Source organism: Streptomyces sp. NPDC005878 (genome assembly GCF_040629815.1).
In the GTDB taxonomy this organism is placed as follows: domain Bacteria; phylum Actinomycetota; class Actinomycetes; order Streptomycetales; family Streptomycetaceae; genus Streptomyces.
In genome coordinates this window covers 376,815-388,421 of record NZ_JBEXWK010000002.1, presented here as the reverse complement: position 1 = coordinate 388,421, position 11,607 = coordinate 376,815, and the positions used below count along the sequence as shown (strand labels likewise).

Genomic DNA, 11,607 nt, shown 5'->3' with positions numbered 1-11,607 from the left:
GGAATGTGATGCGTAAGTGGGGGCCGCTGGTCGCCGTGAGTCTGGGAACGTTCATGCTGCTGCTGGACGTGACCATCGTGACGGTGGCGCTGCCGGACATGGCGAGTTCGCTGGACGCCTCGCTGTCGGGTCTGCAGTGGGTGATCGATGTGTACGCGCTGGCGCTGGCCGCGCTGCTGCTCGGCGCGGGCGCGGGGGCGGACCGCGCCGGGCGCCGGAAGTTCTACGCGGCGGGCACGGTGCTCTTCGCGGGTGCCTCGCTCGCCTGTGGCCTCGCGGACGACGCGGGCACGCTGATCGCGATGCGCGCGCTCCAGGGGGTGGGGGCCGCCGCGATGTTCGCGACGACGCTGCCCCTGCTCGGCGCCGCCTACCAGGGCCGCGACCGCTCGGTGGCGCTCGGGGTGTGGGGCGCGGTCAACGGCGCCGCCGCGGCGCTCGGCCCGATCCTGGGCGGGCTGCTCACCGAGGGGTTCGGGTGGCGGTGGATATTCTTCGTCAACCTTCCGGTGAGCGCCGCCGCGGTGTGGCTGACGCTCAGGGTGGTCCCGGAGTCGAAGAACCCGGCGGGCGGGCGCACCGACTGGGCGGGTACGGCCCTGTTCGCGCTCTTCGCCGGAACCCTCACCTACGGGGCGGTGAACGCGGGCTCCGACGGCTGGGGCGCCTGGCGCACCCTGGTCTCCTTCGCCGTGGCGGTGGCCGCCCTGCTGGTCTTCGTCGTGGTGGAGAGCCGCACCGAGCGGCCGCTGATGGATCTGTCGCTGCTGCGGCGCCCGGCCTTCGTCGGCGTCCTGGTGGCCGCCCTGGCGCTGAACTCGGCCGCCTTCGGTGTGCTCCCGTACACCTCGATCTGGCTCCAGACGCTCCTGGACATGAGCCCGGTCACGGGTGGTCTGGCGCTGGTGCCGCTGGCGCTGGCCTCGTTCGTGACCTCGGCGCTCGGCGGCCGGTTCCTGCACGGCGTCTCGCAGCGGCTGCTCATCTGCCTCGGGCTGCTGCTCATCGCCGTCGGCCTGTTCGGGCAGTCGCTGCTGGACGCGGGCTCGGACTGGACGGCGCTGGTGGCCGGTCTGGTGGTGACCGGTGTCGGAGTGGGTCTGGTCAGCCCGGCGCTGGCCTCGGCCGCGCTCGCCTCGGTGCCGCAGCGCAGCAGCGGGATGGCGACCGGCGCGATGAACACCGTGCGCCAGCTCGGCTACGCGGTCGGCATCGCGGTGTTCGGCACGCTCGCCACCTCCCGGATGGCCGACTCGCTGGACAGCACGCCGGAGGCCCGGGCGCTGGCCGGCGGGGCGGCCGGGTCGCTGCGCGGCCGGGTCCCCGACGAGGCGCTGCACTCCGCGTTCGCCTCGGGTCTGAACGGAGCCTCGGTGGCGGCGGGGGTGCTCGCCCTGGTGGCCGGGCTCGCGGTGTTCGCGCTGGTACGGACGCCGCCGCCCGCGCCGGCGCAGGTACGGACCAACGGCGCCGTGCCGGTAGAGCGGGCGTGACCAGGACGTACAGATTCCGTGGAGAAAAGACGGCCCGCTCCTGACTCCAGGGTCAGAAAGCGGGCCGCTCGGCCCGGGCGGGGCCGGTTCCACGGTGCTGACCTGTGGTGATGCCGATCACTGCCGCACTTGACCGTATTCCTTGACGCCCCTCCCGCCGGGACCCCGGGTGGGGTACCGTCACCGGCGCTGTGCGGAGCGCCACAAGGAGCAAGGTATTGCGCGAGTTCACTGTCCCACCCATGGCGACGGCGCCTCACGTCGGCGGGCTGGCGGACGTGGTGTTCGACCACGCCCTGGACGATCCGGACCGGGTCGCGCTGGCCCGCAAGGACGCGGCGGGCCAGTGGCGGGACGTGAGCTCGGCGCGCTTTCGCGACGAGGTGCTGGCGCTCGCCAAAGGGCTGATCGCGGACGGTGTGCGGTTCGGGGACCGGGTGGCCGTGATGTCGCGGACCCGCTACGAGTGGACGCTCTTCGACTTCGCCCTGTGGTCCATCGGCGCCCAGCCGGTCCCCATCTACCCGACCTCCTCCGCCGAGCAGGTCTTCTGGATGCTGCACGACTCCGAGGTCACCGCGTGCGTGGTCGAACACGAGGACCACGCCATGACCATCGGCTCGGTCGTGGACCGGCTGCCGCACCTCAAACGCCTGTGGCAGCTGGACGCCGGGGCGCTGGGCGAACTCCTGGCGGCGGGCGCGCAGATCGACGACGACGTGGTGCATCGCCACCGGCGGGCGGTCACCCCCGAGTCGACGGCGACCGTCATCTACACCTCCGGCACCACCGGCCGCCCCAAGGGCTGTGTGATCACCCACGCCAACTTCATGTTCGAGGCGGACACGATGGTCGCCCGCTGGGAGCCGGTCTTCCACTCGCGCCCCGGCGACGAGGCGTCCACGCTGCTCTTCCTGCCGCTGGCGCACGTCTTCGGCCGGATGGTGGAGGTGGCGGCCGTCCGCGGCCGGGTGAAGCTGGGCCACCAGCCCGCGCTCTCCGCCTCCGCGCTCCTGCCCGACCTCCAGTCGCTGCGGCCCACCTTCATCCTGGCCGTCCCGTACATCTTCGAGAAGGTCTTCAACGCCGCCCGCCGGCGCGCCGAGGCGGAGGGGAGGGCGGGCGCCTTCGACAAGGCCGTCGACATCGCGGTGAAGTACGCGGAGGCGATGGAGCAGAAGGCCTTCGGCCAGGGGCCGGGCCCCTCGGCGGCGCTGCGGATGCAGCACCAGTTCTTCGAGAAGGTCGTGTACGGCAAGGTCCGCGAGGCGATGGGCGGGCGGGTGCGGCACGCCATGTCCGGCGGCTCCAGCATGGGCCGCCGCCTCGCGCTGTTCTTCGCGGGCGCGGGGGTGACGATCTACGAGGGGTACGGTCTGACCGAGTCCACGGCCGCCGCCACCGCCAACCCGCCCGAGCGCACCCGGTTCGGCACGGTCGGCCAGCCGGTGCCGGGCACCACCGTGCACATCGCCGAGGACGGCGAGGTGTGGCTCCACGGCGGCCAGGTCTTCTCCGGCTACCTCAACGAGCCCAAGGCGACCGAGCGCGTCCTCAAGGACGGCTGGCTGGCCACCGGTGACATCGGCGCCCTCGACGAGGACGGCTATCTGACCATCACCGGCCGCAAGAAGGAGATCCTGGTGACCTCCGGCGGCAAGAGCGTCTCGCCGGTGGCCCTGGAGGAGCGGGTGCGCGCGCACCCGCTGGTGGCCCAGTGCATCGTCGTCGGCAACGACCGCCCCTACATCGCGGCCCTGGTCACCCTCGACCAGGAGGGCGTCGACCACTGGCTGGCGATGCGCAACAAACCGTCGATGACCCCGTCGGAGCTCGTGCGCGACCCCGACCTGGAGACCGAGGTGCGGCGCGCGGTCGTCGCCGCCAACACCCTGGTCTCCCAAGCCGAGCAGATCCGCACCTTCCGGATCCTCGCCCATCAGTTCACCGAGGAGCACGGTCTGCTCACCCCGTCGCTGAAGCTCAAGCGGCGGGCCATCGAGGAGGCCTACACGGTGGAGGTGGACGCCCTGTACCGCTGAGCCGTCGCGGTACAGGGCGGGCCGCCCCTCTCACGGAGGCCTCGCATCCGGAACACCCCGAAGTGGCCGCTCGTCCGGTCCTCCTCCGACGGGGGGGCGCCCCTCAGCCGGTGTACTGGACGACGATCCTGGTGAAGGCGTAGGGCGCCTGGGAGACCCCGCTGCACGAGTCGCCGCTGCCGCCGCCCGAGCCGCACTGCCGGTCGCGGTTGACCGACCAGAAGGAGAACCGCGCGATGTGGTGCTGCCGGGCGTAGCCGAGGATGGTCTGGAAGTCGCCGGTGGTGACGGTCTCGCCCGCCTCGTCGGTCCTGCCGTTCATGGAGGACACCCCGATGTGGCGGTAGGCGGTGTCGTCGCCGTAGCCGTACGCGCTCTTCACCGCGGCCTTCAGCCCTTCGAGGGCGCTCACGGTCGCGGAGCCCATGGAGCCGCTGTGGCCGCCGAAGTCGAACGGCATGATCACCCAGCCGTCGTTGGCGAGCCCCGCCGCGGCACCCTTCTTGATGAGGTCCTTGCCGTTGGCGTCCGGGCCGCCGGGCGTGGTGCCCATGGTCACGTAGGTGACGATGCCGGGGTTGGTGTTCTTGACGATCTTCAGTGCGTCGACGACCCGCTTGCGGACCGTCGCGTTGGAGAACTCGGTGTCCTCGATGTCGATGTCCAGCGCCTTGAGGTGGTACGCGTTGATCACCTTCTGGTAGGCGCCGGCCAGCGCGGAGGCGCTGGAGCACTTCTCGCCGAGCTTGTTGCCGCTCCAACCGCCGACGGAGATGACGACGTCTCCGCCCGCGCCCCGGATGGCGTTGATGGCGGACTGGTCCGAACCGCCGGTCAGCGGCCGCGTCCCGTCCCACTTCGGGTTGCAGCCGCCGTCGGAGAGGATGAACGCGAGGGTGAACCACTTCACACCGGTGGCGGCCATGACGTCGGTGGGCTTCTGCGGGCTGCCCCAGCCCAGGTACTCGTAGGGCGCGGCGGCCATGGTGCCCGCGGCGAGCGGCGGGGCGGCGGCGGCCCTGGAGCCGGAGGCGACCAGGGGCAGGACGAGGCAACCGAGGCCGGCGGCGACCGCGGCGGCGCGGCGTCGGGGAGCGGCAGCGTGCATGGGGGGTCCTTCCGAGGGGGGAGAGTTAGGAAAGATTCCTAACCATCACTGCATAGCAGTGGATGGAGGGGCCTGATGTCAATGGCCCGGGTCGACCCAACCGCCTTTGCCCGCTGAGGAGTTGGGCGGTTTGTGGGGGGAGCGCCCAGGATCGGCCCCTGCCGGTCGCAGGGCCGAGGAACCGAGAAGGCCGGATCTGGAGCACGGAATTCCGGCCGTCGGCAGCGTGGGGAATGGTTCGCTCCGGCCACTCGTTGAGGTGATGAGTACCAACCGACGACGTAAGGATCGACCGCTCGTGAGCAAGGTCCCCTCCATCACCCTCAACAACGGCGTCGAGATGCCCCAGCTCGGGTTCGGTGTCTGGCAGGTGCCGGACGACGAGGCCGCGCAGGCGGTCGAGACCGCGATCGAGACCGGGTACCGGTCGATCGACACGGCCGCGGTCTACGAGAACGAAGCGGGCACCGGCAAGGCGATCGCGGCTTCGGGAGTGGCCCGCGAGGAGCTCTTCGTCACCACCAAGCTGTGGAACAGCGCCAACGAGACGTGGACGCGCGACGGCGTCCTGCGCGAGTTCGACGCCTCCCTGTCGAAGCTGGGCCTCGACTACGTCGACCTGTACCTGATCCACTGGCCGCGCGCGGTGCGCGAGGACTACGTATCGATCTGGAAGGCGTTTGCCGAGATCGCCGAGAGCGGCCGCGCCAAGGCGATCGGTGTCTCCAACTTCCAGGCGCCGCACCTGCGCAGGATCATCGACGAGTCGGGCGTGACCCCCGCGGTCAACCAGGTCGAGCTGCACCCGCAGCTCGCCCAGGCCGAGCTGCGCGCCGTCAACGCCGAGCACTCCATCGCGACCGAGGCCTGGTCGCCGCTGGGCCAGGGCAAGGGCCTCCTGGAGGTCCCGACGATCGTGGCGATCGCGCGGAAGTACGGCAAGACCCCGGCCCAGATCGTGCTGCGCTGGCACCTCCAGCTCGGCGTCATCGCCATCCCGAAGTCGGTGACGCCCTCGCGCATCGCCGAGAACTTCGACGTGTTCGGCTTCGAGCTCGACGCCGAGGACATCGCGGCGATCGCCGCGCTCGACGAGGGCAAGCGGCTGGGGCCGGACCCGGACGAGTTCGACGCCAACTGAGCGCACTCGGGGGCCGTATCGCCTCGTGACGTCTCGTGACGTGACGAAGTCCGCCGCTCGGGACGGTTCGCCGTCCTGAGCCGCGGACTTCGCGCTGTGCGGGACCCTCAGTCCGCGCGGCGCGCCGTGTGGATCGACCTCGCCGTCAGCAGGAACACGTCCGGGCGCCGCGCCAGACCCGCCTCGTCCTCCGGGTCCATCAGCCGCCGCAGCACCGCCGCGTCCTCCGGCGACAACTCCTCCCCCACCGTCTCGGCGGTCCTGGCGAACGCGTACACCACCTGCTCCCGCACGTCCGGCGCCAGCGGCGCCGGGAAGTCGACGAGGAAGCTGCGGCCGGCCGGGGAGACCAGCCCCACGGACGTCAGCAGCGCCCCCCAGTCCTCGGTCTCCTCCTTGGCGTCCGGCAGCTCCGCCCGCATCCGCGCGAACCGCTCGTCCACCAGCACGTCGATCCTGGCCTCCAGGCCCGGCCGCCCCATGCCGATGTCGCGAGGCAGTCGGCGCGTGGGCAGCCCGCCCTCCGCGAGGGCCACCGTGCCGCCCGGCCGCAGCAGCCGGGCGAACCCGGCGAGCGCGGCCCGCTGGTCGCCCAGGTGGTGCAGCGAGTTCCCCGCCCAGACGAGGTCCGCGTCCCCCAACTCCCCGAAGCCTTCCGGGAGTTCGGCCTCGATGGTACGGATGCGGTCACCGAGGCCCAGGCGCTCCGCGCGGGCCAGGGCGTGGCCGAGGAGCGCCCGGTTGCCGTCGACGGCGACGACCTCAGCGCGCGGGAACGCCTGGGCGAGCAGACACGTCACCACACCGGGGCCGCTGCCGATGTCGAGGATCCGGCGCACCTCGGGGCCGCCGGAGCGCTGCCCGGCGATCCAGTCCGCGGCCTCCCGGTAGGCGCCGGAGAACAGTTCGGCCTCGCCCACCAGGAGCGGGAGCAGCGTCTCCCAGTCGAAGTCCGCCCATCCGCCGCCGTGCCCGTGACCGTGTCCGTGCCCGTGCCCCTGGCCGCTCCCCCGGCCGGTCCCGTGGGTGTGGCCCGGGCCGTCTCCCCGGCCGCCGCGGTGGTTGTCGTCGTGGCTGTTCCGGCCGTCGTGGCCGCGCGAGTCGCTCATGGCTCCACCCTGCCCCCGGCCGTCGCGGTCGCGGGAATTCCTTTGCCGTTTCGGCAATTCGTCCGGTGTTCCTGCGGGCTGACGCCCCGGACGCGTTTGAAGGCGGCGCTCAGCGCGAACGCGCCCCCGTACCCGACCTGCCGCGCGATCGCCTCGACCGTCGCGTCGCTCTCGCGCAGCAGATCCGCCGCGAGGGCGAGCCGCCAGCCCGTGAGGTACGCCATCGGCGGCTCCCCCACCAGCTCACCGAAGCGCCGGGCCAGCCCCGCCCGGGAGACCCCGCACCGCGCGGCGAGCGCGGCCACCGTCCACGGATGCGCGGGCTCGTTCTGCAGCAGCCGCAGCGCGGGCCCCACCACGGGGTCGCCCATGGCCCGGTACCAGGCGGGCGCATGGGCGCCCGGCCGGTTGAACCAGGCCCGCAGCACCGCGATCAGGAGCAGGTCGAGCAGCCGGTCCAGGACGACGCTCTGGCCCGGCTCGTCCCGGGATATCTCCTCGTCGAGCAGCGGCATCACCGAGCAGTTCCACTCCTCGGCGGTGAGCACCAGCAGCGGCGGCAGCGCGTCGAGCAGCCGCCCGCTGATCTCCCCCTCCATCAGATACGTACCGACGAGCATGGTGGCCGAGCCGTCGGCGGCGTTGCCCCAGGTCCGTACGCCCAGCTCCATCGACTGCGCCAGAGGCTCGCCGCGCAGCGTGGTGCACACCCCGCCGGGGCCGATCCTGGCCGACGGCTCGGCGTCGGGGGCGTGGGCGACGGTGTACGGGTCGGGGCCGCGGGCGACGACGATGTCACCGGGGCGGACCAGGACGGGCGGTCCGGCGTCGGGCACCACCCACGCCTCGCCGCGCGTCGTCGACATCAGACAGATGGGCGCCCGGTCCTCGATCCGTACGGACCACGGCGGTTCCATCACCATCCGCAGCAGAAACGCCCCGCGGGCGCGCGGCCCGTCGAGCAGTCCGGAGAGTGCGTCCATGGGGCGGAGCCTAGTCGGCGGCGGAGCGGGGCAGTAGACGCGGACGTATGCGGATGAGCCCTTGGAGCATGGAGAGTCCAGGCCGCGCCGACGAAGCTGGACGCATGACGAACACAGCGCGGAACTCCAGCCAGAACAACAACCAGCACAGCGGCCAGAACGCCGGCCCGCACGCCGATCTGAATGCCCGTCAGACCGTGCTCGTGACCAACGGCACGGGCAAGACCGGGCACCGCGTCGTCGAACGCCTCACCGCGCTCGGCGTGCCCGTCCGCGCCGGGTCGCGCGGCGGCGAGGTGCCCTTCGACTGGGCGGACACGTCGACGTGGGGGCCCGCGCTCGCGGGTGCCGACTCCGCCTATGTGACGTACGTCCCGGACCTCGCCGCACCCGGCGCCGTCGAGGCGATGGGGACCTTCGGGGAACTCGCCGCCCGCCACGGTGTGCGGCGCCTGGTGCTGCTCTCGGGCCGGGGCGAGCCGGCGGCGGTTCACGCGGAGGAGGCGCTGCGCGCGGCGGGCGGGGACCTCACGGTGGTCCGCGCCGCGTTCTTCGCCCAGAACTTCAGCGAGGGCGCCCTGACGGACGGGGGGCTCGCGGGCGAGATCCCGTTCCCCGCGGGCGACACGGCCGAGCCGTGGGTGGACGCCGGCGACATCGCCGACGTCGTGGTCAAGGCCCTCACCGAGGACGGACACGCGGGCCTCGTCCATGAGGTGACGGGCCCTCAGCCGCTGACGCTGGCGCAGGTCGCCGCGGTTCTGTCGGAGGCGGCCGGGCGGCCGGTGCGGTACGTGCCGGTGAGCGAGGCGCAGTACGCGGAGCTGCTGATGCGGTACGGCCTCGTCGAGGGGGAGGCCCGGTGGCTCGCCGAGCTGTTCGCGACGCTGCTGGACGGGCACAACTCCTCGGCCACGGACGGCGTCAAGCGGGTCCTCGGCCGTGAGCCCAAGGCGTTCGCCGACTTCGCGCGGGACGCCGCCGCGGACGGTGACTGGCAGGGCTGACCACCGGTCTTTGGCCAGGTGACCGAAACATGCCGTGACCAACACCACGCCCTCCGTGAGCGGCCGATTACCGCAATCGGGACCTGCCGTCGGGTGGCCGCCATTCCTTCGCACTAGGTTTTCGTCTGTCACCGCATCGACGACACGCCGCGACGAAGGAAGCTGAACCGATGGACGAGAAGGAATCCCTGGCGGAGCGCTTCGAGGAGAACCGCCCGCGCCTGCGGGCGGTCGCCTACCGGATGCTCGGCTCACTGAGCGAGGCGGAGGACGCCGTCCAGGAGGCCTGGTTGCGGGCGGCCGGCTCCAGCGACGGTGTGGAGAACCTGAGCGCCTGGCTGACCACCGTCGTCTCACGGGTCTGCCTCGACATGCTGCGCTCGCGCCAGGCCCGCCGCGAGGATCCCCTCGACGTCCACGTGCCCGACCCGATCGTGGACCGCCCGGACCGGGTGGACCCCGAGCACGAGGCGCTGCTCACCGACTCGGTCGGGCTCGCCCTGCTCGTCGTGCTCGACACGCTGGCCCCGGCGGAGCGGCTGGCGTTCGTCCTGCACGACATGTTCGGCGTCCCCTTCGAGGAGATCGCGCCCATCGTGGACCGCGCCCCGGCGGCGACCCGGCAACTGGCCAGCCGGGCCCGCCGCCGGGTGCAGGGCCGGGCCGTGCCCGACCCCGACCTGAACCGGCAGCGCAAGGTCGTCGACGCCTTCCTCGCGGCGGCGCGCGGCGGCGACTTCGACGGGCTGCTCGCCACCCTCGACCCGGACATCGTGCTGCGCGCGGACTACGGTCCGGGCTCGCTCACCCCGTCCAAGACCGTGCTCGGCGCCCACGCGGTCGTCCAGAACGCGCTGTCCTTCGCGCAGTACGCCAAGTTCGCCCGTCCGGCGCTGGTCAACGGGGCCATGGGCGTGGTCAACGCCCCGGAGGGCCGGACGATGGCGGTGCTCGGCTTCACCGTCCGGGACGACAGGATCGTCGAGATCAACATCCTCGCCGACCTGGAGCGGCTGGCCCGGGTCGACCTGGCGGCGCTGGACGCGTGACCCCGGCGCCTCCCGGGGCCGCGCGCCCCGGGAGGTCAGCCCGCGCCGTGGCCGGGGGCGATCGCCTCGACGCGGTGGGCGAGCTCGAAGTCCTTCTCCGTCACCCGGCCCCCGGCGTCATGGCTGTTCACCGTGAGGGCCACCGTGTTGTAGCCGAGGGTGAGATCGGAGTGGTGGTTCAGTTCGTCCTGGATCTGCGCGATGTGGATGACCATCGCGGTGGCCGCGAAGTGCGAGGCGAGACGGTAGGTGCGGGCGAGGCGCTCCTCGCCGTCCGGGAGCGACCAGCCCGGCAGTTCGCGCAGGCGGTCCTCGATGTCCTTCTGCGACAGCGGCTCTACGGGCATGACCGGACTCCTTACGAGGTGGTGACGGTACGGGGTGGAGCGCGGCATCCGCGGCTCCGTCTCCGTAGCGTCGCCCTTATGCGTGTACTTGTCACGGGAGGCGCGGGCTTCATCGGCTCGCGGATCGTCCGGGCCCTCTCCGCCCGGGGCCATGAACCCGTCGTCCTCGACCGCGCGGTCCGGCCCGGCGACGACGTCCGCGACCGCGACGCCGTCGCCCGGGCGCTGCGCGGCGTGGACGCCGTGTGCCACCAGGCTGCGATGGTCGGCCTCGGCACGGACTTCTCCGACGCGCCCGACTACGTGTCCTGCAACGACCTGGGCACGGCGGTCCTGCTCGCCGCGATGGCCGAGGCCGGGGTGGCGGACCTGGTGCTCGCCGGGTCGATGGTGGTGTACGGGGAGGGGCGCTACGCGTGCCCGCGCCACGGGCCCGTACGCCCAGGTCCCCGGCCGTACCAGGAGCTGGCGGCGGGCCGCTTCGAGCCCCTGTGCCCGCGCTGCGGCGCCGAGCTGGAGCCGGGCCTGGTCGGCGAGGACGCGCCCGCGGATCCGCGCAACGTGTACGCGACGACCAAGCTGGCCCAGGAGCATCTGAGCGCCGCCTGGGCGCGCGCCACCGGCGGCCGCGCGGTGTCGCTGCGCTACCACAACGTGTACGGGCCGGGGATGCCGCGCGACACCCCGTACGCGGGGGTCGCGTCCTTCTTCCGTTCGGCCCTCGCGCGGGGCGAGGCGCCCCGGGTCTTCGAGGACGGCCGCCAGCGCCGGGACTTCGTGCACGTGCGCGATGTGGCGGCGGCGAACGCGATGGTGCTGGAAGCGCTGCGCGAGCGCCCGCCGGGGGCCCTGACCGCGTACAACACCGGCAGCGGGACGCCGCACACGGTGGGTGAGATGGCGCAGGCGCTGGCGGCGGCGTACGGCGGGCCCGCGCCGGTGGTGACGGGCGAGTACCGCCTCGGCGACGTCCGCCACATCACCGCCGACTCCTCGCGGCTGCGCGAGGAGCTGGGCTGGCGGGCGGAGGTCGGGTTCGCGGAAGGGATGACGGAGTTCGCCCGCGCGGAGCTGCGACCGGCGGCGGGCTGAGCGCCGGGGGGCGGTTGGGAGGGGGCCGCCGGGGGGCGGGGAGCCCCGGTCGAGCGGGAGCGGTGGGGAGGCCGGGGGCCGCCGAGAGGCGGTGTCGGTCAGGAGGGGCCGCCGGGAGGCGGGACGCCGGTCAGGATGAAGCCGTCGGGAGGCCGGGGGCGGTCGGGAAGGGACCGCCGGAACGCGGGGGCCGTCAGGAAGGGACCGCCGGAACGCGGGGGCCGTCAGGAAGGGAC

Annotated in this window: 10 protein-coding genes; 6 read left to right on the top strand and 4 right to left on the bottom strand. The window is 72.9% G+C overall.

Annotation, left to right across the window (positions count from 1 at the left end):
• The first annotated feature begins 8 nt into the window (after positions 1-8).
• The gene (locus tag ABZ404_RS05735; RefSeq protein ID WP_358835191.1) at positions 9-1,493 is read left to right on the top strand and encodes an MFS transporter; all 1,485 of its coding nucleotides are present in this window, start codon (positions 9-11) and stop codon (positions 1,491-1,493) included.
• A gap of 242 nt (positions 1,494-1,735) precedes the next feature.
• The gene (locus tag ABZ404_RS05730) at positions 1,736-3,535 is read left to right on the top strand and encodes an AMP-dependent synthetase/ligase (protein WP_358835192.1); all 1,800 of its coding nucleotides are present in this window, start codon (positions 1,736-1,738) and stop codon (positions 3,533-3,535) included.
• Between the two features lie 103 nt (positions 3,536-3,638).
• Here the strand turns inward: ABZ404_RS05730 and ABZ404_RS05725 are convergent, their stop codons facing one another.
• Positions 3,639-4,643: a chitinase gene (locus ABZ404_RS05725; protein WP_358835193.1), complete on the bottom strand. Its 1,005-nt coding sequence runs from the start codon at positions 4,641-4,643 to the stop codon at positions 3,639-3,641.
• A 298-nt stretch (positions 4,644-4,941) separates the two neighbouring features.
• Between ABZ404_RS05725 and ABZ404_RS05720 the strand changes: the two genes are divergently transcribed.
• On the top strand, positions 4,942-5,784 hold the full coding sequence (locus tag ABZ404_RS05720) for an aldo/keto reductase (protein WP_358835194.1): 843 nt from the start codon (positions 4,942-4,944) through the stop codon (positions 5,782-5,784).
• A 107-nt stretch (positions 5,785-5,891) separates the two neighbouring features.
• Here ABZ404_RS05720 and ABZ404_RS05715 read toward each other — a convergent pair whose 3' ends face one another.
• Both ABZ404_RS05715 and ABZ404_RS05710 read right to left on the bottom strand, forming a co-directional pair.
• A complete protein-coding gene (locus tag ABZ404_RS05715) occupies positions 5,892-6,893 on the bottom strand; it encodes a class I SAM-dependent methyltransferase (RefSeq protein ID WP_358835195.1) in 1,002 nt (333 codons plus the stop codon).
• On the bottom strand, positions 6,890-7,876 hold the full coding sequence (locus tag ABZ404_RS05710; RefSeq protein ID WP_358835196.1) for an AraC family transcriptional regulator: 987 nt from the start codon (positions 7,874-7,876) through the stop codon (positions 6,890-6,892). The genes ABZ404_RS05715 and ABZ404_RS05710 overlap by 4 nt, the downstream gene beginning before the upstream one ends.
• Positions 7,877-7,980: 104 nt before the next feature.
• On the opposite strand from ABZ404_RS05710, the gene ABZ404_RS05705 reads away from it, so the two are divergent.
• Together ABZ404_RS05705 and ABZ404_RS05700 are read left to right on the top strand one after the other, a co-directional pair.
• Positions 7,981-8,883 carry an NmrA family NAD(P)-binding protein gene (locus ABZ404_RS05705; protein WP_358835197.1) on the top strand — a complete coding sequence of 301 codons (903 nt, stop codon included), beginning with the start codon at positions 7,981-7,983 and terminating at the stop codon, positions 8,881-8,883.
• Between the two features lie 170 nt (positions 8,884-9,053).
• Entirely contained in the window at positions 9,054-9,932 is an 879-nt protein-coding gene (locus tag ABZ404_RS05700) for a sigma-70 family RNA polymerase sigma factor (protein ID WP_358835198.1), read from the top strand.
• Positions 9,933-9,967: 35 nt separating this feature from the next.
• Here the strand turns inward: ABZ404_RS05700 and ABZ404_RS05695 are convergent, their stop codons facing one another.
• Positions 9,968-10,279: a 4a-hydroxytetrahydrobiopterin dehydratase gene (locus ABZ404_RS05695; protein ID WP_329402471.1), complete on the bottom strand. Its 312-nt coding sequence runs from the start codon at positions 10,277-10,279 to the stop codon at positions 9,968-9,970.
• 78 nt (positions 10,280-10,357) lie between these two features.
• Between ABZ404_RS05695 and ABZ404_RS05690 the strand changes: the two genes are divergently transcribed.
• Entirely contained in the window at positions 10,358-11,371 is a 1,014-nt protein-coding gene (locus ABZ404_RS05690; RefSeq protein ID WP_358835199.1) for an NAD-dependent epimerase/dehydratase family protein, read from the top strand.
• Positions 11,372-11,607: the final 236 nt, after the last annotated feature.